Source organism: Dactylosporangium sp. NPDC005555 (assembly GCF_040605635.1).
Classification (GTDB): Bacteria; Actinomycetota; Actinomycetes; order Mycobacteriales; family Micromonosporaceae; genus Dactylosporangium.
This window is the reverse complement of the sequence record NZ_JBEXDG010000065.1, coordinates 1-25,750: the sequence shown is the minus strand read 5'-3', so window position 1 is coordinate 25,750 and position 25,750 is coordinate 1. Positions and strand designations below refer to the sequence as shown.

21 protein-coding genes and 1 pseudogene are annotated in these 25,750 nt (G+C 69.7%); 13 read left to right on the top strand and 9 right to left on the bottom strand.

Annotated features, from left to right (window positions below; translation table 11 throughout):
• Positions 1 to 7 precede the first annotated feature (7 nt).
• Positions 8 to 1,312 (top strand): aminotransferase class III-fold pyridoxal phosphate-dependent enzyme, encoded by a 1,305-nt coding sequence (locus ABZS58_RS42765; RefSeq protein WP_354789720.1) that lies wholly within the window; start codon positions 8 to 10, stop codon positions 1,310 to 1,312.
• A 72-nt stretch (positions 1,313 to 1,384) separates the two neighbouring features.
• Here the strand turns inward: ABZS58_RS42765 and ABZS58_RS42760 are convergent, their stop codons facing one another.
• Positions 1,385 to 2,428, bottom strand: coding sequence for a Gfo/Idh/MocA family oxidoreductase (locus tag ABZS58_RS42760; RefSeq protein ID WP_354789718.1), 1,044 nt, complete (start codon positions 2,426 to 2,428; stop codon positions 1,385 to 1,387).
• 200 nt (positions 2,429 to 2,628) lie between these two features.
• Here ABZS58_RS42760 and ABZS58_RS42755 point away from each other — a divergent pair, with 200 nt between their 5' ends.
• Genes ABZS58_RS42755 through ABZS58_RS42745 form a run of 3 tightly spaced genes read left to right on the top strand, consistent with a single transcriptional unit; the run spans position 2,629 to position 7,012 of the window.
• Entirely contained in the window at positions 2,629 to 4,518 is a 1,890-nt protein-coding gene (locus ABZS58_RS42755) for an ABC transporter permease subunit (RefSeq protein ID WP_354789717.1), read from the top strand.
• 13 nt (positions 4,519 to 4,531) lie between these two features.
• The gene (locus ABZS58_RS42750; protein ID WP_354789715.1) at positions 4,532 to 5,866 is read left to right on the top strand and encodes an extracellular solute-binding protein; all 1,335 of its coding nucleotides are present in this window, start codon (positions 4,532 to 4,534) and stop codon (positions 5,864 to 5,866) included.
• 51 nt (positions 5,867 to 5,917) lie between these two features.
• Positions 5,918 to 7,012, top strand: coding sequence for an ABC transporter ATP-binding protein (locus ABZS58_RS42745; protein WP_354789713.1), 1,095 nt, complete (start codon positions 5,918 to 5,920; stop codon positions 7,010 to 7,012).
• A 109-nt stretch (positions 7,013 to 7,121) separates the two neighbouring features.
• Here ABZS58_RS42745 and ABZS58_RS42740 read toward each other — a convergent pair whose 3' ends face one another.
• The 5 genes from ABZS58_RS42740 to ABZS58_RS42720 all read right to left on the bottom strand — a co-directional run bounded on the left by ABZS58_RS42740 (position 7,122) and on the right by ABZS58_RS42720 (position 12,912).
• Positions 7,122 to 7,916 carry an SDR family oxidoreductase gene (locus ABZS58_RS42740; protein ID WP_354789711.1) on the bottom strand — a complete coding sequence of 265 codons (795 nt, stop codon included), beginning with the start codon at positions 7,914 to 7,916 and terminating at the stop codon, positions 7,122 to 7,124.
• A 17-nt stretch (positions 7,917 to 7,933) separates the two neighbouring features.
• The gene (locus ABZS58_RS42735) at positions 7,934 to 9,193 is read right to left on the bottom strand and encodes a pyridoxal-phosphate dependent enzyme (RefSeq protein ID WP_354789710.1); all 1,260 of its coding nucleotides are present in this window, start codon (positions 9,191 to 9,193) and stop codon (positions 7,934 to 7,936) included.
• 26 nt (positions 9,194 to 9,219) lie between these two features.
• Positions 9,220 to 10,692: a M81 family metallopeptidase gene (locus tag ABZS58_RS42730; RefSeq protein WP_354789708.1), complete on the bottom strand. Its 1,473-nt coding sequence runs from the start codon at positions 10,690 to 10,692 to the stop codon at positions 9,220 to 9,222.
• A gap of 13 nt (positions 10,693 to 10,705) precedes the next feature.
• The gene (locus ABZS58_RS42725; protein ID WP_354789706.1) at positions 10,706 to 11,974 is read right to left on the bottom strand and encodes an aminotransferase class III-fold pyridoxal phosphate-dependent enzyme; all 1,269 of its coding nucleotides are present in this window, start codon (positions 11,972 to 11,974) and stop codon (positions 10,706 to 10,708) included.
• Positions 11,975 to 12,138: 164 nt separating this feature from the next.
• Positions 12,139 to 12,912 carry an IclR family transcriptional regulator gene (locus ABZS58_RS42720; protein ID WP_354789705.1) on the bottom strand — a complete coding sequence of 258 codons (774 nt, stop codon included), beginning with the start codon at positions 12,910 to 12,912 and terminating at the stop codon, positions 12,139 to 12,141.
• Between the two features lie 296 nt (positions 12,913 to 13,208).
• Between ABZS58_RS42720 and ABZS58_RS42715 the strand changes: the two genes are divergently transcribed.
• Genes ABZS58_RS42715 through ABZS58_RS42685 form a run of 7 tightly spaced genes read left to right on the top strand, consistent with a single transcriptional unit; the run spans position 13,209 to position 21,277 of the window.
• Complete coding sequence (locus ABZS58_RS42715) at positions 13,209 to 14,816, top strand: ABC transporter substrate-binding protein (protein ID WP_354789703.1); 1,608 nt, start codon at positions 13,209 to 13,211, stop codon at positions 14,814 to 14,816.
• Complete coding sequence (locus tag ABZS58_RS42710) at positions 14,813 to 15,745, top strand: ABC transporter permease (protein WP_354789701.1); 933 nt, start codon at positions 14,813 to 14,815, stop codon at positions 15,743 to 15,745. The genes ABZS58_RS42715 and ABZS58_RS42710 overlap by 4 nt, the downstream gene beginning before the upstream one ends.
• Positions 15,742 to 16,593 (top strand): ABC transporter permease, encoded by an 852-nt coding sequence (locus ABZS58_RS42705; RefSeq protein ID WP_354789700.1) that lies wholly within the window; start codon positions 15,742 to 15,744, stop codon positions 16,591 to 16,593. The genes ABZS58_RS42710 and ABZS58_RS42705 overlap by 4 nt, the downstream gene beginning before the upstream one ends.
• Entirely contained in the window at positions 16,590 to 18,614 is a 2,025-nt protein-coding gene (locus tag ABZS58_RS42700) for an ABC transporter ATP-binding protein (RefSeq protein ID WP_354789698.1), read from the top strand. Before ABZS58_RS42705 ends, ABZS58_RS42700 begins: the two co-directional genes overlap by 4 nt.
• A 10-nt stretch (positions 18,615 to 18,624) precedes the next feature.
• A complete protein-coding gene (locus tag ABZS58_RS42695; protein ID WP_354789696.1) occupies positions 18,625 to 19,572 on the top strand; it encodes a dihydrodipicolinate synthase family protein in 948 nt (315 codons plus the stop codon).
• Positions 19,569 to 20,495, top strand: coding sequence for a M14 family metallopeptidase (locus ABZS58_RS42690; protein WP_354789694.1), 927 nt, complete (start codon positions 19,569 to 19,571; stop codon positions 20,493 to 20,495). Before ABZS58_RS42695 ends, ABZS58_RS42690 begins: the two co-directional genes overlap by 4 nt.
• Positions 20,486 to 21,277 (top strand): SDR family oxidoreductase, encoded by a 792-nt coding sequence (locus ABZS58_RS42685; protein ID WP_354789693.1) that lies wholly within the window; start codon positions 20,486 to 20,488, stop codon positions 21,275 to 21,277. The genes ABZS58_RS42690 and ABZS58_RS42685 overlap by 10 nt, the downstream gene beginning before the upstream one ends.
• A gap of 50 nt (positions 21,278 to 21,327) precedes the next feature.
• On the opposite strand, the gene ABZS58_RS42680 is transcribed toward ABZS58_RS42685, so the two are convergent.
• Entirely contained in the window at positions 21,328 to 21,711 is a 384-nt protein-coding gene (locus ABZS58_RS42680) for a RidA family protein (protein ID WP_327010582.1), read from the bottom strand.
• Between the two features lie 226 nt (positions 21,712 to 21,937).
• Between ABZS58_RS42680 and ABZS58_RS42675 the strand changes: the two genes are divergently transcribed.
• Complete coding sequence (locus ABZS58_RS42675) at positions 21,938 to 22,888, top strand: NAD(P)-dependent oxidoreductase (protein WP_354789692.1); 951 nt, start codon at positions 21,938 to 21,940, stop codon at positions 22,886 to 22,888.
• 85 nt (positions 22,889 to 22,973) lie between these two features.
• Positions 22,974 to 24,038, top strand: a complete 1,065-nt coding sequence (locus ABZS58_RS42670; RefSeq protein ID WP_354789691.1) for a Gfo/Idh/MocA family oxidoreductase — start codon at positions 22,974 to 22,976, stop codon at positions 24,036 to 24,038.
• 149 nt (positions 24,039 to 24,187) lie between these two features.
• On the opposite strand, the pseudogene ABZS58_RS42665 reads toward ABZS58_RS42670, so the two are convergent.
• Both ABZS58_RS42665 and ABZS58_RS42660 read right to left on the bottom strand, forming a co-directional pair.
• Positions 24,188 to 24,379 (bottom strand): annotated as a pseudogene (locus ABZS58_RS42665) (transposase); the annotation flags it as partial.
• Positions 24,354 to 25,025, bottom strand: coding sequence for a transposase family protein (locus ABZS58_RS42660; protein ID WP_354789690.1), 672 nt, complete (start codon positions 25,023 to 25,025; stop codon positions 24,354 to 24,356). The gene ABZS58_RS42660 and the pseudogene ABZS58_RS42665, both read right to left, overlap by 26 nt.
• Between the last annotated feature and the right edge of the window lie 725 nt (positions 25,026 to 25,750).

Below are 25,750 nucleotides of genomic sequence, written 5' to 3'. Positions count from 1 at the left end.
TGGGGCGATGACGAACGAGTCGGTTGAGCGTGAACGGCGAGTACTCGCGCGGATACCTGGTGGCGCGCAGCTGCTCTCCAAGCGGCCGGAACAGTTTGCGCCGGGTCAGTGGCCGCGGCACTACTCGCGTGCCAAGGGCGTGTATACCTGGGATCTCGACGGTCACCGGTACGTCGACATGAGCACCAGCGGGATCGGCACGTGTGTGCTCGGCTTCGCCGACGACGAGGTGGACTCCGCCGTCCGTGATGTCATCGCCAACGGTTCCATGAGCACACTGAACTGCATTGAGGAGCTGGAGCTCGCCGAACTGCTCTGCGAGCTGCATCCGTGGGCCGACATGGTCCGCTACGCGCGCAGCGGTGGCGAGGCGCTCACCATCGCGGTCCGGTTGGCCCGGGCCGCCACCGGACGGTCGACGGTGGCGTTCTGCGGCTACCACGGCTGGCACGACTGGTATCTGGCCGCGAACCTCGCCGGCCCGTCGAGCCTCGACGGGCATCTGCTGCCGGGCCTCGATCCCAGCGGCGTCCCGGCCCAGCTGGCCGGCACCGCGTTCGGGTTCCGGTACAACAGGTTGGACGAGCTCGAGGCGATCGTCGCCGAGCATCAGCTCGCCGCGATCGTGATGGAGCCCATCCGCGAGCATGATCCCGAGCCGGGGTTCCTGCCGGGCGTGGTGGACCTGGCCCGCCGTGCGGGTGCCGTCCTCATCTTCGACGAGGTGACCTCGGGCCTGCGCGTCAATACCGGTGGCATACATCTCGAGCTGGGTGTCGAACCCGATGTGGCGGTCTTTGCCAAGGCCATCGGCAACGGCTATCCGATGGCGGCCGTGGTGGGGCGCGCGGCTGTACTGGAACACGCGCAGCGCTCCTTCGTCAGCAGCACCTACTGGACCGAGCGGATCGGGCCGACGGCGGCGCTCGCCACCCTGCGCCGGCACCGGGACAACTCGGTGGGGACGCGCCTGACGGCGGTCGGCGCGGCCGTGCAGGCCGGCTGGCGGGCTGCGGCCGAAGAGGTGGGGCTGGCCGTGCGGATCCACGGCATCGCGCCGCTGAGCCACCTGCGTTTCGTGGAACAGCCGCAGCCCAGCGTCACCCTCTTCACCCAGCTGATGCTCGACCGGGGGTTCCTCGCCGGTGGTTCGTTCTATCCGTCCTTCGCGCACCAGGACGAGCACGTTGAGGAGTACCTGGCCGCGGTGCGCACCGTCTTCGCCGAGATCCGCGCGGCCCAGGACGCCGGACCGGTGCAGGCCGCCCTGCGCGGACCGGTGGCGCATACCGGCTTCACCCGCCTGACCTGACCGTTGGCCCGACCATGGTCACCGTGGTGCGGGCGGCTACGCCGATCTCCGCGACACGGTGACCACTGATCGTCAGGATTCGCTGGACACGGCGTACGCGTCGGGCAGGGCGGCGGGCTGGCGGTCCGGGTCGACCGTCTCGGTCCGGCCGGTGAGCATGCTGAGCTCCGCCGCCGCCAAGGTGCCGCACACGACCGCGGCATTGTCGTAGGAGTAGGGCCAGGCGGCCTCGCCGCGAACCGCCGCGAGGAAGGCGGAGATCTCCCTGGCGTACATCGGCTCGTACTCCTCCTGCCAGTCACACAGGACCCGGGAGTACCCGTCGCCGAGGTGCGGCAGCGCGCGCTCCAGGGTGCCGGTCAGCAGGTCGAACCGGATGAAGCCGCGGTCGCCGATCGCCCAGCCCTGGCGCGCTGTCTGCGGGCTCGCCATGACCACCGTCAGCTGCCCGGTGGCGCCGGACGCCAACTCCATCTGCAGCGACCAGCTGTCGGCACCGGGTAGGTCGAGGCCGCCACGCCGGACCACCCGCCCGGAGGCCGCCACCGGCGTGCCGAAGACGTGGTCGAGTGCGATGAGCTCGAACGGCACCATCTCCCGGGCCGGCGCGGTGGCACGGTGACGGGCGTAATATTCGGCGCCCTCGTCCGGATGCCAGCTCGGTGCGTCGACCGAGAGCACGTAGCCGTAGGCGTGCAGTGTGCCCAGTTCCTCCCGGACCACCCGGCGCAGTTCCTGGACGAAGGGGTGGAAGTACAGGGTGCAGGAGGGGGCCGCGACCAGTCCGCCCGCTGGCCGTCGAGCGTTCGCCGCCGCCACCACACGGGGATCGAAGGCCCAGATGTCGGCTTCGCAGAAGAAATGCCGGCCGGTGTCCAGCGCCAGTCGCACATAGTCGGTGTGCTGGTCGGGCGGGGTCGAGATGACCAGTGCGTCCGGCTCGGTCGCCATCGCCTCGTCGAGCGAGGCCGTGGTGGCGACGCCGAACCGGCTCGCCGCGGCGGCCCGCCGGTCGTCCCGTTGGTCGAACAGGGTCACCTCGACGCCCTCACACGCGCGCAGGTCACGAAGGCGCCGGGTGCCCATGGAGCCGGCGCCGATCTGCAGGATCCTCATCCCTGTCTCCCTTGTCGCGGACTTGAACTCAACAGTGTCATCAGCCGAAACGATGGCCAGTCCGACGTTACCGACCTGACATCGCGCCGTCGGCCAAACGTTACGGCAGATGAAATGCACATTCCATCTGTTGACATGGTGGTGTTCTGCGTCGCAGACTTCCGGCACAACGCCGTGACGACAGGCATGCGGGAGGATCGATGACGACGGAAACGGTACCGGCACGCGAGAGCGTGTCACGCCGGATCTCCCGCCGGGTGGACCGGCTCAGCGACCGCCGCTTCGCCCTGTTGCTGTTCGTGCCGGCAGCCGTGCTCATCGGCGTGATCGTGCTTCCACCGATCGCGGCGGTCTTCGTGATGAGCCTCTACCGGATCGAACTGCTCAAGGATGGACCGACGAGGTTCCTGGGTCTGGACAACATCACCCGGATGTTCAACGACTCATTCTTCGTCGACTCCATTCCGCGCACCCTCTGGTTCGCGGTCGGCACCACCGTGCTCACCATCCCGTTGGCACTGGCCACCGCGCTGCTGATGAACAGGCGGTCGCGGTTCGAGACGCCGCTCGCCGTCGGGTTGCTGCTGCCATGGGCGATCGCCCCGATCGTGACAGGGTTCTTCTGGCGCTTCATCTTCCAGCCCAGCTTCGGGCTGGCGACCCAGGTCAGCAACGGACTCGGCCTCACCGAGGGCGCGGTGCCGTGGCTGCAGGAACCGACCACCGCGCTGGTGCTCGCGATGCTCGCCACGGCGTGGCGATCGGTGCCCCTGCTGGCCCTCATCATCCTGTCCGCGCTCAAGGCGATTCCCAACCAGCTCTACCGCGCGGCCCGGATGGACGGTGCCACGCCGTGGCAGGCCTTCCGATCGATCACGCTACCCAGCATCGGGTCCACCCTGCTGATCGCCACGATCCTGCAGATCATCGTCTCACTGCAGGTCTTCGACCTGCTCTTCCAGCTCACCCGTGGTGGCCCCGGCTTCGAGACGACGACCATCACCTACTACATCTTCACCGCCGCCTTCGACAACCTCAGTCTCGGCTACTCGGCGATGCTGGCCCTGTTCCTCATGGCGATCATCGTCGCTGCGAGCGGTGCGACGCTCTACCTGCGTTCGGGCGGACTCCGCCGCCGCCAGGCGAAGAACTCCGCCGACGAGCCTGCCGGGCGGTTGCGGCTGGACGGCGCGGCGCGGTCGGATCAGTCGCCGCAGGAGTGGCCTGAGGACACGCGCAAGCGGCGCCGGTGGACGCTGCCACCCGCCGCACGACGAGTCGGCTCGACGGTGGCGATCGGCGCGCTCCTCGTCTGGTCGATCGGCCCGACCCTGTGGATCGTGCTGGCCAGCCTGCAGCCGGAGTCCGCTGTCACCTCGGTGCCGCTGGACCTGACCGCGCGGCTGGACTTCTCCCAGTACGTCGACATCCTCACCAACGAAAAATGGCTCTCCTCGATCTGGGTGAGCCTGCAGATCACGGTCGGGTCGACGCTGCTGACGCTCCTGGTCGGCGCGCTCGCCGCGTATCCGCTGGCCCGGCTCGACCTGCCCGGCAAGGGCGCCGCGATCGCGGTGCTCATGTTCACCTACACCGTGCCGGCCATCGTCCTGCTCATCCCGCTGCTGTTCATCTTCAACGCGCTCAACCTCAACGACTCGGTGATCGGGCTGATCGTGGCCCACGTCGCCTTCGGGTTGCCACTGACGATCTGGTTGCTGCGCAACATCTTCGCAAGTGTCCCACCGGCGCTGGAGGCCTCAGCGCGGATGGATGGATGCACCAGGATGGGCACCCTGTTCCGGGTGACTATCCCGTCGGCTTCGGCCGGCCTGGCCGCCACGGCGATTCTGCTGCTCATCAGCGTCTGGAACGAGTTCCTGTTCGCGGTTGTGCTGGGCAACCAGGGCGCGGTGACGGTCACGCGGCGGATCGGCTACATCAACTCGCCGTCGGGGACCAGTGGCGAACCACCCTACACCTACCAGGCGGCGGCGGGCATCGTCGCCGTGCTACCCGTGATCGTTCTGGTGATCCTCTTCCACCGCCGGATCAGATCCGGCTTAAGCGAGGGCTACCTCAAGGGCTGAAGGGGCACAACTCATGAACCAATCTGCATCCCACGGTACCTCCCGGCGTACGCTGCTGCGAAGCGCCTTCGCCGTCGCGGCGGCCGCGCCGATCCTCTCTGCCTGCACCGACGACGACCCGGCACCCACCGCGACGAGCCAGGGCGACGGGAAGTTCCCCGGGGTCACGATCAACGTCGCTTGCAACCCATCCAGCGTGCAGGCATGCACGGAGGCCGGCAAGCAATGGGGCCAGGTCACCGGCGCCAAGGTCAACGCCCAGGTGATTCCCTTCGCGGAACGGGCCACCAGCTACGCCTCGTGGATCGTCTCCAAGGACGCGAGCTACGACGTGCTGTACGGCGGCGTCGACTTCATCTCCAACTTCGGCGACAAGCTCTACCTTCCGCTCAAGGACATGCTCGGCGACACCGGCGACTACGTTCCGGCCGCGCTCGGTCAGCTCACCAAGGGCGGTGCGCTGCTCGCCGCACCACTCTTCGCCGATATGCTGCTCTTCTTCTACAACAAGACCGACTGGTCCGCGGCGGCACTGCCGGAGAAGATCCCGGGGACGTGGGACGACCTGTACGGGTACGCGCCCAAGCTGACGGTGGGCAACCGCGAGCCCTGCGTGATCCCGTGGAACAACAACGGCGTCCCGTTCTGGATCGCGTTCTTCAACTCCACCAAGGGGCAGCTGTTCAGCGACGACAAGAGCCAGCTGCTCTTTGACAACGACAAGGGCCTCGCCGCCTGGCAGGCGATCAGCCGCGGCTTCCAGTCGAAGTTCTTCGGGCTGGCGGGCGCCAACGCGGTGGGCGACCAGGACACCTCGTTGCTGTTCAACCAGAACCTGGCCGCCAGCCAGGCCGCGACCACCGGCTTCGGCAGCACGGCCGGCAGCACCGACCCGGACAAGAAGTCGGTCATCACCAAGGCTGAGGTCGGCGTCAGCGTGATGCCGGGCATCACGGCCGGCACGAGCGGCAGCGTCATCGTGGCCGAGGGCCTGGGCATCAATAAGTTCACCCGTAACCGCGACGCCGCGCTGAGCTTCGTCAAGTACACCACCGGGCCGGAGTTTCAGAAGCAGATGGTGCTCGGCAAGGCCGGTCAGGTGCTGCCGTCGAGCCGCCTGTCGGTCAGCAAGGACCCGGAGGTGGTCGCGGGCTTCCCGCTCGCGGCGACGCTGGCCGAGCAGGCATCGGCGCAGCTGGCCTGGCCGGGCAACGCCCCGTTCAAATGGAACGCGCCGTTCCTGCTGGGCCTGACCAACCTGTCGAAGGGCACGTGGACGCCCGACCAGGCCCACGAAGAGACGATCAAGGCGGTCAAGAAGCTGATGATCGCCCAACTCGGCTCGTAGGTTGCCTGGCTCATAGCTTCCGGCGTTCGTTGTTTCTCGGAGGAGTTGGACATGGCGGGTATGTCGCTACGGCTGGAATCGATCTACCGTCGCTACGGCAAGGTGACGGCGGTGAACGACCTGTCGCTGGAATTGCCGGCGGGCAAGTTCATCACACTGCTCGGCCCGTCCGGGTGTGGCAAGACCACAACCCTGAACCTGATCGCCGGCCTGGACCAAGCTGACGGCGGCTCGATCCACATGGGCGAGCGTGACATCACCAGGGTGCCCCCGAACGAGCGTGGCATGGCGATCGTGTTTCAGAACTACGCGCTGTACCCGCACATGTCCGTCTTCGACAACATCGCCTTCGGGCTGCGGCTCCAGCGCCGTCCGAAGCCGGAGATCCAGTCCCGGGTCCGGCACACGGCAGAACTGCTCGCCATCGAGCACCTGCTGGACCGCCGGCCCGGGCAGCTCTCCGGCGGCCAGCAGCAGCGGGTGGCGCTGGGGCGGGCGATGGTGAAGAAGCCCGCGGTCTTCCTGCTTGACGAGCCGTTCAGCAATCTCGATGCGGCCCTGCGCGCACGCATGCGGACCGAGGTGAAGCATCTCCACCAGACGCTCGGCACCACCAGCGTCTTCGTCACCCACGACCAGGAGGAGGCGATGACCCTCTCCGACCTGATCGCGGTGATGCGCGACGGCAAGCTGGTCCAGTACGGCACCCAGCACGAGGTCTACGGCAAACCGCGGGACATGTACGTGGCGACCTTCCTCGGCAAGCCGAGGATGAGCCTCATCGAGGGAAGCCTGGAACGGCACGCCGCCGGGGTCGTGTTCACGGCGCCGGACGTCCGCCTCGAACTCGGCACCGCCGCGTCCATCGGGCTGCGCGACGGCGAGTGGCCGCGGGTCGCGGCCGGCCTGCGGGCCGAGGACGTGTCGCTGGGCGCACCGGGTGGGTTGTCCTTCGACGCGCAGGTCGCCCTGCTGGAGCCGGTCGGGTCGGACACGTTCGTGGAACTCGAGGTCGGCGGAGCGACGGTCGTCGCCCGGGTGCCACCCGAGGACCCGGTCGCACTGGGCGACCGCGTCACCGCGGTGATCAAGCCCGGCCGCGTCCACCTCTTCGACCTCGACTCCACCGAGCGCATCGTCCGTTAGCGCAAGCCACTCGGGCAGGTCAACTTCGGCTCGACCCCTTGTGGACACCACAAGGGGTCCGCGCCACGCTTCCAGACGCGCGGCACGCGGGCCTGGTCCCATACTCCGGTCAGTGGGCGGTCCAGCCGCCGTCGACCATGAGGTTCACACCGGTCACATAGCCGGAGGCGTCCGAGGCCAGGAAGACCACCGGGCCCTTGATGTCGTCGGGTCCGGCCAGTCGACCCAGCGGCGTGCGTTCGGCGTAGGCGGTGACGAATGCCGCCGGCTGCTCCGGGGTCGCCAACCCGCCCGGCGAAAGGCAGTTCACCCGCACGCCGTAGGGCGCGTAGAAGCACGCGAGGTACCGGGTGAGGTTCACCATGCCACCCTTGTCGAACGCGTAGAAGGCAGGCGAGGTCATCTCGGTGCCTGCGTAGACGTCGAAGGTGGGCCCGACCACACCGTAGATCGAGCCGATGTTGACGATGCTGCCCGAACGTTGGGCCATCATCTGCTCGCCGACGTGTTTCGTGATCAGGAAGAGCCCGGTGGAGTTCACCTCGCTGGTGGCGGTCCAGTCCGCGGCGGTGGTGCGGTCGGGGTCGCTGCCCTGGCGGTGCACCGAGCCGTTCACCAGGACGTCGATGCGGCCCAGCGACGCCACGACAGCATCGCGGAGCTCCACGATGGACGCCTCGTCGGCCTGGTCGAGCCGGTGCGCGCTGGCCTCGTGACCGTCCCGGCGGAGGGCGGTGGCGGCCGCCTCGCACGCGGTGAGGTCGCGGGAGGTGACCACCACGTGCGCACCGGCCTCGGCCAGTGCGTAGCACATGTGGCGGCCGTAGAGGCCGGCTCCGCCGGTCACGATCGCGACGCGACCGGTGAGGTCGTAGAGGCTGTTGATCGAGCGCGGTGCAGACAAGGCGATCCGGCCTTCCATTAGCGGAGGATGTCCATCGCGGCGGTGATCTGGTCGGCGGTGATCCTGGGCACCGGGTCGTCGCCGGCGAGCCGGGCGAGGGCGCCGGCGTCCTTGTAGCCGGCCCCGGTCGCGACGATCACCGCCCGGTCGGAGGGGTCGAGCCGGCCCGCCGCCGCGTCGGCGAGCAGCCCCGCGAACGCGGTCGCGCCGGCCGGTTCGACCAGGATGCCGTGCCGGCGGGCGAGGATGCGCTGCGCATCGAGGATCTCCTCGTCGGTGACCTCGGTCAGGTGCCCGCCGGACTCGCGCACCGCGTCGACCGCGCCGACGCCGTCGAAGAGGACGGCGACCTGCAGCCCGGAGACGGTGGTGGTGCATGGGCCCCGAAGCCCGGTGAGGTCACCGGCCAACGCCGGGCGCAGCGTCGGGCAACCAGCCGGCTGCACACCGACGACCCGGGGGCGGGCACCGTTGGCGATCAACCCGCCAGCGGTGAAGCCACGGCCGATCGCGGAGAGCAGCCCGCCGCCGCCGACCGGCGCATACACCACGGTCGTGGCCGGAGCGTCCTCGGCGATCTCGTACGCGATCGTGGTCGCACCCTCCATCGCCTCGGGGGAGAACCGGCCGCCGGTCAACAGTGGCATCAGGTCCCGGTCGGCGGCGATCGCGGCAATGGTGGTGGCCGCCGAGTCGGTGGCTGCGGCGTCGTGGCCGAGGCCGTCGACGAGATGGACCCGCCCGCCGAGCGCTCGGATCTGGCGCAGCTTGGGCGCGGCGGTGTCGGCGAGCGCGAACAGCGCCGCCGGCACGCCGGCCCGGCTCGCGTAGGCGGCGGCGGCCGCGCCGCCGTTACCGGAGGAGGTGCCGACACAGCCGGCGAGCCGGCGTTCGCGCACGATGGAGAGGGCGACCGAAGCGATGCGGTCCTTGAAGGAGCCGGTCGGGTTCAGATGCTCGCACTTGACCTGCACGGAGGCGATGCCGGGCACGGCACCGGTCAGCTCCACCAGCGGCGTGGCACCCTCGCCCAGACTCACGATGTTCGCCGGGTCGTGCAGTGGTAGCCGGTCCCGGTAGCGCCAGACCCCGCGCCGCGCCGGGTCCTGCCAGCCGTCGGGGGCGGCGGCGTAGCGCACGACCAGTTCTCCGCCGCAGTCGGCGCAGCGGTAGCGCAGGGAGCCGGCTTCCCGGGACCTGCCACAGGCGCGGCATTCCAGCCAGAACCGGCCGAACCCGCCATGAGTGGGCCCTCCGCCGCGCTCCGGACCGTTCATGGGCCCTCCACCTTGCTCCGGACCGCTCATGGCTTCACGCCGGGCCGGGCTGCGAAGGTCGTCGGTGGGAGGGTCATCGGCGTTGTGCTGCGGGGAAGTGAGGCGACGTCGATCGGGCAGGCGCCGGGCGTGGCAACCTCGATGACCTCGGCGGCGATGTCACCGAACGCGGCCCGCCAGGCGATGGCGCCCTTCGCGACGATGATCTTGGCGGAGCGGGCGTCCACCCCGACGGAGGAGAGCTGCTCGGCGTGGAACGGCGGCGTCGGCCTCTCGGTCACCACGAGGGTGATGCCCTCGACGCGCAGCACCGCGGTGGTGCCCATGCTGAACTCGCGTCCGGTCATCCAGCTGCCCTGGGTGCGGTAGCGGCCGTCGGTGAGGGTGACGACCCGTCCGCGCACGCGCACCGGGTCGCCGTGCCGGCGGTCGGTCTTCCCGCCGACCAGCGCCTCGATCTCCGCGCCGGTGCCGAGGTCCGCTGCCAGGCGGGCGACCCGCGCGTCGGCCACGGTCACCACGGCGTCCTGTGCGTGCTGGGCCAGCAGTTCGGCGAGCAGTGCGGTCCCGTCGCCCGGGCTGCCGCCGCCGATGTTGTCGGCGACGTCGGCGAGGACGACCGGGCGGGCCGCGCTGGCGATCGCCCGGCGCACGGCCGTGGCGGCGTCGTCGCGAGCCACCATGAAGGCGTCGGTCTGTTCGGTGATGTCGGCGAGGGTCTCGGCGATGACGTCGCGCGCGGCCGCCTCGTCGCTTTCGTCGTGGATGGCGAGCACGCTCATGCCGACCCGGTCGACGTCGCTGTAGGCGAAGCCGGCCGGGATGCAGATCCGCACCAGTCCCGCGGCGCGGGCCCGGGCCGCGGCCCGTCGCTGCAGCGAGCGCATCGGCTCGGCGTCGGTCGCCTGAGCCAACGGGCAGACCAGCAGTGGGAGCTTGCCGACGGCCGTGCGCAACCGCCGCCCGGCGAACACGTCGCCGAGCAGCCGGGCCGCCTCGCGGCCCCGTTCGCGCATGTCCACGTGCGGGTAGGTGTCGTAGCTGACGAGTACCTCGCATGATTCGACCAGCTCGGGTGACGGGTTGGCGTGCAGGTCGAGCACCGCCGCCAGCGGCACGGACCCGACGGTCTCCCGGACCACCGACAGCAGCGCCGTCTCGGTGTCGGGGTAGCCGTCGGCGACCATCGCTCCGTGCAGGTTGACGAGCAGCCCGTCGAGCGGGCCGGCCGCGCGCAGGGCCCGGCCGGCGCGCTCGAGGAGGGCCTCGATGGTGACCCGATCGGCCGGGCCGCACGGCCAGGCGCCGGCCGAGAAGATCGGCACCAGTTCGTGCTCGGGCGAGTCGGCGAAGCCGCCGATGACCGATCCGGTGCCCACATTCTGCTCGAGGACCTCGTGCCCCTGCGCGAGTTCGAAGTCGGCGAAGTCCGCGAGGGTGGCCTGGTGCGTGGCGTAGGTGTTGGTTTCGTGCCAGAGACCGAGAATGCCGACCCGCATGTGCCCGAACTCCCTACGCGTCTGATTCGTTCAGCGCATCGTCCACGCGCTCGAGCGTCGTGGCGAGCTCACGCGGGCCGTGGGCCGCTGAGACGTACCAGATCCCTCGCCCGGCGACCCAGACCCCGTATCCCGCCAGCACCTCGGCGAAGCGGGCGTACCGGGCAAGGTCGAGGTTGCGCAGTTCGCGGTGGTCGGTGACCGGTTCCCGAGGGCCGAACGAGGCGTGGAACGCCATCGGGACGCCTTGCACCCGCAGCGGCACCTGGTGCTTGTCGGCCAGTTCGAGGAGACCGGCCATCAACGCCGTGCCGTGCTCGGCGATGCGCTCGTATGGCGGGTCCGAGGTGAGCAGGTCGATGGTGGCGACCACTGCCGCGGCGGCCATCACGGAGCCGTTGAAGGTGCCCGAGTGGTTGACCTCGCCGGTGCCGAAGCGTTCCATCAGGTGAGCGTGGCCGGCCAAGGCCGCGACCGGCCAGCCGCCCGCCATGGCCTTGCCGTAGGTGGCGAGGTCGGGTGTGACGCCGTACCGGGCCGCCGCACCGCCGAGGGCGACCCGGAAGCCGCTGATCACCTCGTCGAAGATGAGCACCACGCCGTGCTCGGTGCACAGTTCGCGGATGCGCTGCAGATAGCCGGGTCGCGGCTCGATCGTGCCGGCGTTGACCATGATGGGTTCCATGATGAGCGCGGCGATCTGGCCATGGTGCTCGGCCAGCGCGGCCGCGACGGCCTCCGCGTCGTTCCACGGCAGCACCACCGAGTCGGCGAGGTGCGCACCGACCTGGCCGACGCTGGCGGGACCGGTGCCGGCGGCGTCGACGAGCACGTTGTCGAGCCAGCCGTGGTAATGGCCCTCGAACCGGATGAACCGCCGGCGTCCGGTCGCCGCACGCGCCAGCCGGAGGGCCGCCTGGACCGACTCGGTGCCGGTCAGGCCGAGCCGGACCATCTCGGCCCAGCCGAGCGCCGAGCAGATCCGCTCCGCGGCCTCGACCTCCAGCACGTGTGAGTTGCCGTAGAGCATGCCGTCCCCGCAGGCGTCGTGGACCGCCTGGTTCACTGTGGCGTTGGCGTGGCCCAGGAAGCTCGGCCCTTGCCCGAGCAGGTAGTCGACGTAGTCGTTGCCGTCCACGTCCCACATCCACGCGCCCTTGGCGCGGCTGAAGAAGACCGGCGGCGCGGACAGCCGCACGTTGGAGTTGACCCCGCCCGGAAGATGACGGCTCGCTCGCGGCCAGTACGCCGCTGACTTGACCCTCGAGGCTTTTGACACCACTCGGCTTCCCTTCCGGTGCCCGTCGTGTCGTCCGCGTTCTGCCTAGTGGATTTCGCAGACCGACAGTTGAAACTGACACGACGGTAGCCGCCGCTGCGCCGGGTGGTCAACACTGCGCGTGGGGTGGGCTGTGCCGATGGTGGAATGCTTGTGGAAAGCGCGCTTCAGGCGCTGGCGTGGTAGTCGCGCACGAGCTGCATCGCGGTGCGGCGCAGCGCGCGGGCAACCGTCTCGACCTTGTCGGAGGTCAGTCGGCGGGCCGGCGCGCTCACACTGATGCCGCACAGGAACGGGATGCTCTCCAGCACGACCGCCACGCAGCGGCCGTCGGGCTGGTTCTCGCAGTCGTCGAGCCCATATCCCTCGCGCCGGACGCGATTGAGCTCGGCCAGGTATCCCTCGACGGAGACGATCGTGCTGTCGGTGTACTGGATCATCTGCTCGGCCGAGAGGATGGCGCGCACCCGGTCATCGGGCAGTTCGGCCGCGATCGCCTTGCCCAGCGCGGTGGCGTGGATGCTGCCCCGCTCGCCGACGCGCGCCGCGAGCCGCATCATCTCGTTGCTCTCCACCACGAGGGCGTGCACGATGTGTGCTCCGTCCAGCACGCCCAGGTTTGTGGTCTCGCCGAGCCGGTCGCGCAGCTTCTCCAGGTGTGGCCTGGCCAGGTTGACGAGCGCGTCGACCTGCCGGGTGTGCTGCGGGCGGAAGGCCAGGCCGAGCCGATACAGGCTGTTGGCCTGATCGCGCTCGACGTAGCGGCGGGCCTCGAGGGCCGACAGGTAGCGATAGGCGGAACTCTTCGGCAGTGCCGTCACCTCGGCGACATCCGAGAGTGACGCACCGTCGCGGGAGCGCTGCAGCACGTCAAGAATGTCGCAGACGCGCTCGACTGCCCGGATCGGGTAGCTGGCGGCGGACTCGGCCGTCTGCTTCATCGGTCTGTCCTGTCTCGTGACACTGGGGATGGTGGCGCGGTGCGAGTGTGAGGCCGCACGAGCGATGGTACCCCTGGTGGGACCCGTGCCGGCGCCTTATGTTAGTCGATTTGTTTCACCTGTCAAAACAGGTCGGTCCGCCGAATACGCTGCACCAGCAGCGCGTACCGAACATTATCGGAACGATCGTTTCAGCCGTTGACATGACTTTGTGGCCGCGCTAATACTCAGTCACGCGACAGAAGATCGCGTCCCGCCTGGCGGCGGGCGGCTTCGTCGAAGTGGGGACAGTCCAAATGTCTACACGCCGCAGGGGAATTTACTCCCGGCTGGTCGCCGGTGGTGCCCTGCTCCTCATGATCACCGCCGCCGCAGCGTGCGGTTCGGCGGATACCGACGGCTCGGCCGGCGGCGGGACGCTGCACATCGCCGAGGGCGCCGAGCAGCCGACCCTGGACCCAGCCAAGAACATCCAATACCTCAGTGACGAGATGGCCGCCATCTACGACACGCTCGTGGTGGCCAACGCCGACGGTACGATCGGCGCCGGCCTGGCCGAGTCCTGGACCGTCGAGGGCCCGTCGATCACGTTCAAGCTCCGCACCGGAGTCAAGTTCCACGACGGCACCCCGTTCAACGCCGCGGCGGTCAAGGCCGCGCTGGACCGGGTCGTCGACCCGGCCACCAAGGCGACCAACTCCAAGAGCGTTCTCGGCCCGTACGACAACAGCCAGGTCATCGACGACAGCACCGTAAAGGTGACCTGGAAGACGCCCGTGGGCGCGGCATTGATCAACCTCACCAACGCGGATCTCAGCATCCCGTCGCCGACCGCGGCGAGTGCCGGCACGCTCGACGCCAAGCCCGTGGGAACCGGACCCTACAAGTTCGTCAGTTACGTCAAAGGTGACCGCCTCGAGGTCGAGCGGAACAACGACTACACGACGATCCGTCCCGATCTGACGAACAAAGGCGCCCCGAAGTACGCGCGGATCATCTTCCAGTACGTGACCAACGCCAGCACCCGGGCGAACCTGCTGACCACCGGGGCGGTGCAGGTGGCCCAGCTGACCGGGCCCGACGCCAAGCGTCTCGCCTCCGCGTCGAACCTCAACAACGCTTCCTTCGCCGGGGTCAGCGAGACCGCCCTATGGATCAACGCGAAGAGCGTGCCGGACCTCAACGTCCGCAAGGCGATCTCGGCGGCGATCGACCGTGACGCGCTCATCCAGGCCGTGGCCAGCGGCTATGCCGAGACCAACTGGAGCACGGTGCCGACCATCGTCCCCGGCTACGACAAGACCGTCGAGAGCGCGGTGACCAAGTATGGCCAGGCCCAGGCCAAGTCGCTGCTTGCGGCGGCCGGTTACACCGCCGGTGCCGACGGCGTCATGCAGAAGGACGGCAAGCCGCTGACGCTGTCCATCCTGTCCGCGAGCGACGACCCGTGGCCCGCGATCGACCAGCTCGTCCAGGATCAGCTGGCCCAGGTGGGCATCAAGGCACAGATCAAGACCGAGGAGTTCGCCACGGTCACCCAGACCCGACGCAAGGGTGACCAGTCCATCTACATCGGCCGCTACGGCATCCTGGACCCGGCAGGGTCGATGCGGATCCTCTTCGCTTGCGCCAACATCCCATCGGCGCAGGTGCCGCAGGGCACCAACCTGACGTTCAACTGCAACCCGGATGTGGACGCCGCGCTGGAGCAGGCGATCACCGAGGTCGACGCGGCCAAGCGCAACGCGCTCGTGTCCCGCGCGCAGCATCTCATGGCGGCCGACCATACGGCCCTGGTGCTCTACCAGCCGAAGAGCGTCGTGTTCTCGGCGAAGACAGTCGGCGGGATCGGCATGCAGCCGGACGGCATCCTGAAGATCAACGACCTGGTGCCGGCCGAGTGAGCTTCGTACGATTCGTCGCGCGGCGGGTGCTGGTGACAGTTCCCGCCGCGCTGGCGGTGCTCGTGATCACGTTCGCGATGATCCGACTCGTGCCGGGCGACCCGGTGCAGGTCATCGCGGGCACCAATCTGGATCCACAGGTCGCCGAGGAACTGCGGGAACAGCTTGGACTCAACGAACCGCTACTGGTCCAGTTCTTCACCTACCTGGAGAACGTCCTGCACGGCGATCTGGGCACCTCGTTCATCACCCGGCAGCCGGTGGCCGACATCGTCGCCGAGCGCCTGCCCAACACGCTGATGCTGACGGCAGCCGGCGTTCTCGTCGGCCTGCTGTTCTCGCTGCCGCTCGGCATCGCCAGCGCGCTGCGCGACGCGAAACGGCGCCGCACGGGGCTGAGCTTCACCGCCGTGACCACGATGTTGGTGGCCACACCCGACTTCCTGCTCGCCACGGTGCTTGCCACGGTGTTCGCGGTATATCTGCAGATCTTCCCGGTGGCCGGCGCGGAATCCTGGACCTCGATCGTGCTGCCCGCGCTGGCGCTGGGCATTCCGCTCGCCGGCGTCCAGGCACGGGTCGTGCGGGCGAGCGTGCTGGACGCGGTGGGCCGGCCCTTCGTGCGGACGCTGCGTGCCGTCGGCGTGCCCCAGCGGCGGCTGCTCACCCGCAACGTGCTGCCCAACGCGTCCATCCCGGTGGTCACGCTGCTCTCGGTGGAGTTCGGACGGCTGCTGGCGGGCGCCCTCATCGTGGAGAACATCTTCTCCTGGCCGGGACTCGGCACCACGATCTTCGACTCGATCGGCCGGCGGGACCTGCCGGCCGTGCAGGGGGAGGTCCTCGTCGTGGCCTTGTTGATCCTCGCCGTCAACCTGCTCATCGATGTGGTCTATCGCATCATCGACCCCCGGATCGGCCTGACATGACGACCAGATCCAGCGCGGCTCGCCGGTTCCTGTCCCAGCGACTGACCCGGGTGGGTCTGGTGCTGCTCCTGATCGTGGCGGTCGTCACCATAGTGGGTCCCTTGGTCTACGGTGCGTCACCGACCCGCACGCATCCACTGGATGCCTACGCCGGTCCGTCCGCGACCTATCCGCTCGGCACCGACAACCTCGGACGCGACATCCTTGCCCGGCTCCTGCACGCCGGCGTGCTGTCCATCCCGGCCGGCCTGCTCGCGGTCGGCCTGGGCGCGGTCGCCGGCAGCCTGCTCGGCATCGCGTCCGGCTTCATCGGCCGCACGTTCGACACCGTCGTGATGCGTGTGGTGGACGTGCTGCTGTCGTTCCCGACGCTGCTCACCGCGATCGTCGTGGTGGCGATCCTGGGCCCGAGCGTGACGAGCGCGGTGCTCGCGGTTTCGATCGCGGCGTTGCCGTCCTACGCCAGGGTCATGCGTGGGTCGGTCCTGCCACTGCGCAGCGCGGCGTTCATCCAGGCGGCTCGCGTCAGCAACACCTCGCTGCCGCGGATGCTGCGCGTGCACGTGCTGCCCAACGTTGCTGACGTGCTGATCGTCCTGTTGGTAATCGGAATGGGGAACGGGATCGTGGTGCTCTCGGCCTTGAGTTTCCTCGGCATCGGTGTACAGCCGCCTGAAGCGGACTGGGGTGTGATGCTCACCGAAGGGGTCCGGGCGATCTACACCGCCCCGGTGGCCGCGCTCGCGCCCGCGCTGATGCTGATGCTGACCGTGCTCGGCATCAACTTCGTCGGCGAAGGGCTCGGCGCCGCGCTCCGGGTCGACGTGTCCAGCAGGCGGCCGCGATGAGCCTGCTCTCAGTCCGCGACCTGACCATCGTCTATGACGACGTGCGGGCCGTCGCGGGCGCCTCCTTCGACGTGGCGTCCGGCGAGCGCGTCGGCATCGTCGGTGAGTCCGGCTCGGGTAAGACGACGCTGGCGCTGGCACTGATGCGGCTCCTGCCGCCGTGGTCGAAACAGGAGTCCGGTTCGATCACGATCGACGGCACAGAGCTGTCGGACCTGCCGGAGGAGCGGATGCGCGGGCTGCGCGGCAGCAAGGCCGGCATGGTGTTCCAGGACCCGCTCACCTCGTTCGACCCGCTGCGTACCCTCGGCGACCACCTTTCCGAAGGGCTGCGCGCGCACGGCGAGACCGACCGCGGGCGCCGCCGGGATCGGGCCGTCCAGGCGCTGCGGTCGGTGGGCATGCCGGCGCCGCTGAGCCAACTCGCGCGGCGTCCGCACGAGCTCTCCGGTGGTATGCGGCAGCGCGGCCTGATCGCGCTGGGGCTGTCGAACAACCCGCTGCTGGTGATCGCGGACGAGCCGACCACGGCGCTGGACGTCACCATCCAGGCGCAGATCATGGAACTCTTCGCCACCATCGGGGCGCCGGGCCCGCAGGCCGACATGGGGCTGGTCATCGTCTCGCACAACCTCGGCCTGATCCGCCAGCTCTGCACCCGGGTCGTCGTCATGTATGGCGGCCGGATCGTCGAGGACAGCCCGGCGCCGGACTTCTTCGCCCGGCCGCGCCATCCGTATGCGGCCGCGCTGCGCGATGCGACCCCGCGTATCACACTGCGGCGGGGAGAGGTCGCAAGCATTGCGGGCAGCGCGGTGGACCTCGCCGATCCACCGCCCGGCTGCCCGTTCGAGCCGCGGTGCACCTACCGGCTCGACGCCTGTGCGCAGAGCATGCCCGAGCTGTTGTCGATCGGTGGCGGGCACCGGGTCGCCTGCTTCAACCACGACGCGGTCGGGCAGGCGCCCCGCAACGGAGGCGCTGACGACCCGGCACCGTCTCCCGCGCGGGTGCCGCCGGACCAGCCCGTGAAGCAACCGGTGGTCGGCGAACCGCTCGTAGTCGTTCGTGCGGCGACCAAGGTCTACCGGGTACGCCGCAGGAAGCTGCACGCGTTGGCCGGTGTCGACCTCGACGTATGGGCCGGCGAAACGGTGGCGCTCGTGGGCGAGTCCGGCTCCGGCAAGTCCACCCTGGCGCACCTTGTGCTGGGCCTGCACCCGCCTACGTCGGGCACCGTCAGGGTCGCCGGCGACAATCCGGCCGACCCGCGCGGCGGCGTGCGGCGCCAGCAGCGCATGCAGGCGGTCTTCCAGGACCCGCACGGCTCACTCAACCCGCGTCAACGGGTCGGCGACGCGGTCGCGGAGCCGCTGGTCAATCTCGGCATGCCCCGGGATCAGCGCCGCCGGCGGGTGGCCGAACTGCTCGACGAGGTGCGACTGGGTCAGGCCCTGGCCGAGCGGTATCCACATGAGCTCTCCGGTGGCCAGGCGCAGCGGGTCGCGATCGCCCGTGCGCTCGCCGCCCGTCCCGAGCTGATCGTGCTCGACGAGCCGACCGCCTCGCTCGACGTGTCGATCCAGACGCACGTCATCGCGTTGCTGCGGGACCTGCAGCGCGAGCACGGCCTCGCCTACCTGTTCGTCTCGCACGACCTGGTCGCGGTCCGGGAGCTCGCCACCCGCATCGCCGTGATGTACCTGGGGCGTCTGGTGGAGCTGGCGCCGTGGGAACGTTTCTTCGAGCAGCCCCTGCATCCGTACTCGGTGGCGCTGCTGTCCGCGCTTCCCCGGGTGGATCTGGCCCCGGGTGCGGCGGACCGGATCGTGCTGGCCGGCGAACCACCCTCGCCCCTGGACGCGCCACCCGGCTGCCCGTTCCAGCCCCGCTGTCCCGTGGCACAGGACATCTGCGCCACGAGCCCGCCACCGTTGTCGCCGATCGCATCGGACCGCCAGGTTGCCTGTCACTTCCCCGGATCGCTCATCAGTCCCGGAATGTCGCCTACCGCTCACTAGGAAGGTCTCCATGACATCACTTCGTGTCCCGGTACCCCCACCGATCGCCGGCGTGATCGTGCCGATGGTCACCCCCATGCTGCCGTCAGGTGCCCCGGACCTCGAGTCGCTCGACGCGCTCGTCGACCACCTCATCGGACAGGGAGTGACCGGGCTGCTCGTGCTCGGCTCGTGCGGCGAGAACGGCGCGCTCTCCCGTGACGAACGGCTCGAGGTCGCTGCCCGCGCCGTGGCCCGGGTCGACGAGCGGACCCACCTCATGATCGGCGTGCCGGCGCTCGGCACCCGCGAGGCGGTCGCCGACGCGAAGGTGTACGCGCAGCTGGGCGCAGACTCGCTGCTGGTGCCGCCGACGTTCGTCTTCCCGCACTCCGCCGCCGAGCTCGGCGGGCACTTCCGCGCCGTGGCCGGGGCCGCGGGCTCGGTGCCGGTCCTCGCCTACAACATTCCCAGCCGGGTCACCGTGGTGCTGGAGCCGGACCTGATGCGCGAGCTCGCCGGCGAGGGAGTTGTGGCGGGGGTGAAAGACTCCTCGGGCAACGTGGAGGCCCAGCGGATGCTGGCCGAGGCGACGGCGGACATCGAGGGGTTCCGCCGCTACACGGGCAGCGAGTTCGCGATCGACGGGCTGCTGCTGGGCGGGTTCCACGGCGCCGTGCCGGGCCTGGCCAACGTCTTCGCGCCGTGGCACGTCGAACTCGCCGCGCGCGCGACGGCCGGGGACTGGAAGGGCGCGGCCGAGATGCAGGGCCGCATCGTGGCCTTCTTCAAGCTCTACCAGCATCCGATGCCGGGCGGCAGTTTCAGCGCCTCGGTCATCGCGTCGTTAAAGGAGGCCCTGGTGCAGCAGGGGGTCATCGCACATTCGACGACCGCGCTCCCGTTCGTGCAGGTCGACGACGGCATGCGAGCCCACGTGCGGGAAACGTTGGCGGCGGCCGAGATCGGGCGGCCGTGACGACACACCGGATCGACGTCGGCGAGGCTACGGTCGTGATCCGGGAACTGGTGGGCTCCTCCGCCGGCCCGACCGTGGCCCTGCTGGGCGGGGTGCACGGCGACGAGCTGGAGGGTATCGCCGCAGTGCGGGCGATCGTGGCGCACCTCGGCGCCGACCCGCCGCAATGGTGCGGGCGGATCCTCGCGGTGGCGGTCGCGAACCCGCCGGCCCACGAGGCGGGCACCCGGACCAGCCCCATCGACGACGGCAACCTGGCCCGTGCCTTCCCCGGCCGCGCCGACGGCACGGTCACCGAACGGATCGCGGACGCCCTGGCGCAGCGCGTCATCCGCGACGCGGACCTGCTCATCGATCTGCACTCGGCGGGACGCAACTACGCGATGCCGTTCTTCGCCGGCTTCAGCGATCCGACCGGCCGACCGGCGGCGCACGCGTTCGGCGCGCCGCTGGTCTGGGCGCACGACCAACTCAATCCGGGGCGCAGCCTGACCACGGCCTCGTCCTACGGCGTGCCGTCCATCTACGTCGAGGGCGGCGGCGGCGGATCGCTGCGCCGCTCGGAGCTGCTCGGCTACCGCGACGGCGTGCTGCGGGTGCTCGGCCGGCTCGGCATGCTCGCCGGCGGGGACGTGCCGGCGGGATCGGGGCCGCAACGGATCCTGCGCGGCGGTGACGGCGATGTCGACTCGTCGGTCTCCGCATCGGTGTCCGGCTGGTGTGTCACCGCGGTCCGAGCCGGCGACCAAGTCAGGCGCGGCGACCTGGTGGCGGAGATTCTCGACGGGGACGGGTTGCCGGCCGAGGAGATCTCGGCCCCGCACGACGGAACGGTGATGATGCTGCGGCGGCGGGCCGAGGTCGAGCCCGGCATCGGCATCGTCATGCTCGGGCCCGACGCCGAGGAGGTGCCGTGGCAGTGACCGGTGCCGCCGGGTTGGCCGGGCGGGTCGCCCTGGTGACCGGCGGCGGGAGCGGGATCGGCGCGGCGATCTCGGCCCGCCTCGCCGATGAGGGCGCGCACGTCCTCGTCGGTCAGCGAACCCCGCAGACCGCGGCCGCGGCGGTGAGCCGGCTCGCCGCGCCCCATCGCAGTCTCGACGTCGCGGTGGCCGACCTTGCCGACGCGGCGTCCTGCGGGGCGCTCGTCGCGCGCTGTGTCGAGCGCTTCGGCGGCATCGACATCCTGGTGAACAACGCGGCGGTGACCGGGCCGGGTGCGTCGCGGCCGCTGCTCGACTGCGATGACGAGTGGCTGGACCGCGTCGTCGGCGTGAATCTCACCGCTGCGTTCCGGTGTTCCCGCGAGGCCGCCCGGTTCATGGTGGCGAGCGGCACGCCGGGCGTGATCGTCAACATCGGCTCGGTCGCCGCGTATGCGGCCCAGCATCACGCGACCGCCTACACAACGACCAAGGCGGGGATGCTGGGGCTGACCCGGGGGCTGGCGTTCGAGTTGGCGCCGCACAACATCCGAGCGGTCCACATCGCGCCGGGTGACATCGCGCTCGACGAGCACGCCGGCACCCCGGCGCCTCCGCCGGAGCTGTCCGAGCCGCAGCGGTGGTGGGAGCGGCACACGCCGCTGGGCCGCCGCGGCCATCCGGACGACGTGGCCTCGATGGTGGCCTATCTCTGCTCGGTCGAGGCCGGCTTCGTCACCGGCGCGAGCATTCTCGTCGACGGTGGCTGGCTGTCCTACTGAGCGTCCCGGCGCTCCACGGTGACCTCACCGTGGAGCGCCGGCCCCGGTCGTCAGGCGGGGTCGGGGAGGAGCACGACCGCGTCGATCTCGATCAGGAATCCGGGCAGTGGCACGGGGATCGTCGTACGCGCTGGATGCGGGGTGGGTAGTACGTCGCGCATGATGTCGTTGAACTCCGCGAAGTCGTCCAGGGTGTGCAGGTAGGCACCGATGCGCAGGATGCCGGAGAGATTCCCGCCGGCGGCCGTGATGATGCGTTCGATGTTGGCGAAGGTGGCGCGTGCCTGGATCTGGAAGGTGTCGCCGATGAGCTTGCCGTCGGCGTCGAAGGGGCCTTGGCCCGAGACGAAGAGCAGGTTGCCGGCCCGGATTCCGGGTGAGTAGGGCCCTGCCGGCGGTGCGCCGCCGGCAGGGACGATCGGTTCCTTCTGCATGGTTGCCTCCTGAGGTGCGGCTTATGCGATGCGGTACTGGGACAGTGCGGTCTCGTTGAACACGCCAGCCGGACCGGCCGCGACGGTGAGCGGTGCCCGCACGTGCAGCACCTCGGCGGCGGTGACGAGCACGGGGGGCCTCCTTGACATCGGTGTAGTCGGCTGATTTTATCGAGTAAAACGCTGAATTCAACTACTGAAACTGCCGCCGTATCCTAGGAGAGACATGGGCGCTCCCACCGTTGTTGTCTACGACCCCATCACCACCCTGCGGTGGAGCTACGACGTCGAACGGGACACGCTGGCGGCCCGTGGCGTCGACCTGGTGCTACCGGCCGACCTGGCCGCCGCCCGCAAGGCGCTGCCGGCAGCCGACATCGTCGTCGCGTCGGGCCGGCTGCCCCGCGAAGAGCTAGACCTGATGACACGATGCTGCGGCATCCTCTGTTACAGCGTCGGCATGGACGGCGTGGACACCGCACGCGCGGCAGAACTCGGCATCGAGGTCACGAACGTGCCCGACTACTGCACCGAGGAGGTCTCCGACCAGGCCATCGCACTGCTGATGGCGGTGCAGCGGGCACTGCTGCCGATGGCGAGCGCAGCCGCGGCCGGTCAATGGGAGGTCCGTGAACTGCCGGAGTTCTACACGATGCGACGGGTGCGCGGTCAGCGCATCGGGGTGATCGGCCTGGGTCGTATCGGCACCCGCGTCGCCGAGAAGGCACACGGACTCGGCATGACGGTCGTGGCCCACGATCCGTACCGCACCGAGGCGCCCTTCCCGCTCGTACCGTTGAACGAACTCCTCGACGAAAGCGACGCGGTCGTGCTGTGCGCCGCGCTGACCGCGGACTCGCGCCACGTGCTCGACGCCGCGGCGATCGGACGCCTGCGGCCGGACGCGGTGGTGGTGAACGTGGCCCGGGGCGGGCTCATCGACGAGGCGGCCCTGGCCGCCGCCCTGAAGGCCGGCCGGCTGCGCGGCGCGGGCCTTGACGTCCGGGAGGTGGAACCGCCGCCGGTGCCGGACCCGCTGTCCGGGCTCACGAATGTGGTACTGACCCAGCACGTCGGCGCGACATCGGTGGAGGCGTTCGCCGACATGCACACCCTCTCGGCGGCCCGCATCATCGACCTGCTCGACCGGCACGGTCGGCTCGGGGAGGCATCATGACCGGCCCGCAGCGGAGCGAGGAGCTGGTCATCGTGGGTGCAGGCTTCGGGTCAGGCCGGCGCCGGAGCGTAGCGGAGGTGATGGTATGACCGGCCCGGAGCGCAGCGGCGAGGCTGGTCGTCATGAGCGCAGGACCGGCGTCGGTGTGCTCGGCTCCGGCTTCATGGGACGCACCTGGTCGGAGGTGGCGGCCAACCACGTGCCGCAGGCGGATCTGGTCGGTGTCGCCGGTGGCCGGCGTGCGCCGGCACTGGCCGCGGACTACGGCTGCCCACTGCACGACTCGTTCGAAAGCCTCCTCGCCGATCCTGCGGTCGAGGTCGTCATCCTGACGACGCCACCGGCCGGCCACGAGCTTCAAGCCGTCGCCGCGGCTCGGGCGGGCAAGCACATCCTGATCGAGAAGCCGATGGCGCAGAACGCGGCCGAATGCGCCCGGATGAACGCCGCCGCCGAGGTGGCCGGAGTGCAACTCGCCGTCGTGTCGCAGCACCGGTTCCGCGACGCACCCGTGTTCGCCAAGCGGCTCCTCGACGACGGTGCGATCGGGCGGGTCACGATGGTGCGGGCGATCGGGCCCGAAACGGGTTTCTGGGACACCAGCAAGACCCAGGACCAGTGGAAGCTCGATCCCGCCCAGCAGACCACCTACGCCTCGTGGGGCGCGCACGCCTGCGATCTGGTGCGCTGGTTCGTCGGCGACGAACCCGACCTCGCGTTCGCCCTCTTCGAACAGTACGGAGCCGCGGACCCGCCGCTGCGCAGCGCGATGGCCACGTACCACTTCAAGGGCGGCGCGATGGCACAGCTGTGGATGAGCTACGACATCCCCGCGCCCGGCCTGGGTTCCGGGCTTCAGTTCCAGCTGGTCGGTACCGAGGGCATGATCGACTGCGACGCATACGGGGCGGTGCGCCTCGGCAAGGGGGAGGGCTTCTCGGTCGTCTTCGAGCAGGCGGCGTTCGACCCGCTCGATCCGGTCAGCGGGCCGCGCCTGGCGGCCTACGCAGCCGAACTGACGGACCTGATCGGGGCAGCCCGGGACGGCCGCCCGCCATTGGTGAACGGTGCCGAGGGGCTGGCCACGACAGCGATGCTCGAGGCAGCGGAACTCTCGGCCCGCACCGGCCAGGCGGTGCGGCTGCCCTGACTTTTCAACGCCCGGACACTGATCGAGTCCACGATCGCCCGCGACCAGTCGATCCCACCCGCCACCTGCAACCGGTGCAGCAACTCGTGGTGGATCTGCTCCCACAACCCGTGCCGGGTCCACTCGGTGAACCGGCGGTGCACCGTCGGACGGGACACCCAGAAGAACACCGCGGGCAGCTTCCGCCACGAACACCCGGCCTGCACCATGTACGCGATCGCTGCGAAGACCGCCCGGTCGTCCGCCCGGCGCTTCCCGCCGCCCTGAGGCCGTTTCGCAGCAACAGGAATCAACGGCTGCGCCACCTGCCACAGGTCATCCGGCGCCCAGGTCTGGATCATGTCCTCGACAACATCCATCACAACAGAAGATCATGCCCGAGGCCACAACCTCACCAACTGAGACACCCCCGCTCAGCACCGCGGGAACCGGCACCTCGGGCACCGGCGTACCGAGCAGCACACGCAGCACGGTGCACCGCGAGATCCGCATGCCAAGACGGTGCAGCACCGCCGCACCGGCCCGCCCTGCCACCACGACCGCGAGATCACCGACCAGCGCGGTCAACTGCCGGGTCCGCCGCGCCCACCGGGTCGTCAGCTCGGGCACCTGCTCTCGGAACGTCTGCTGCGGGCAGTCCGCCGTCAGACACCGCAACCGCCGGACCCGCACCTCGACCACGACACCACGCCCCGCAACCGGCAGCGCGGCAAGCCGCCGACGGTGATACGCATGCACGCGTCCGGTCAGCTCACCACACACCGGACACCCCACCGGCGACCGCTGCGTCGTACGTCTGCGTGGACGCCAGTACGGTGCGGCGTGCAGCACCCCGGTGATCACATAGAACACTGTGCCCACCGCAAGGATGACCGCATCCGGGCCTACGTAGTCCTGTGTTGGCTGGCCCTGCTGCTCATCCGAATCACCGAGGCCATCACCGGCCGCGCATGGCCCATCGTCTGCGACGAGCTGCAACGACTCCAAGCGGTCACCTGCACCGGGCCAGCCGGCACCTTCCGGCAGGGCTCTACCCGTCCGTGGCGCCGACGACCGTCGCGGCCAGTCCGCCCTGCAGCAGGCGACCTCCGCATCACCGGCGGACACTGGTCCGACGCTGGCGGGGCCGAGCCCTTGATTCGACCCGGTCGTGCTGTACTCCGGCGAGGCTTCTGACAGTGAACAGCGGGTCTCGTTCCAGTTCGCGATCGCGGCCGGGACGTCAGGTGCCGTCGTTCGCTAGCGTTGCAATGCCGCGCAGAGTGACAAGGACTGCCCGGGCCGGCCGACCAAACCACGGCCGAGGCTGTGCGACGTGGCCGAGAGTCTCCACCAGAGTAAACAAAAACTCGGCGTTACTCATCAAGCACGCACCGCAAATTCCGGATGGTTCACAGACCGTTTGCCAGCTATCGTCAGAGCGTGATCGATGGACCGGCGCCCGACTCGGACGGCTACCAGCAAGATCGCAGCACAGACAACTGGACGCCAACGCTACTCATCCCCGAAGATCTAACGCCTCTACCCATGGTTGATCAAGCGCTGCCAATCAATAGGGTCGTTCGCACGATGATGAAGCCGTACCGGTCGGCCGCGGTGACGTAGTCATGGTCGTTACCGTTGAAGATGCCGCCGGTGGCCGTTCGACCACCGGCGACATGGCGGGTCAGTTGAGGCTGAAGCGTTGGTTGGCCTGGCCGTTGCAGTCGTAG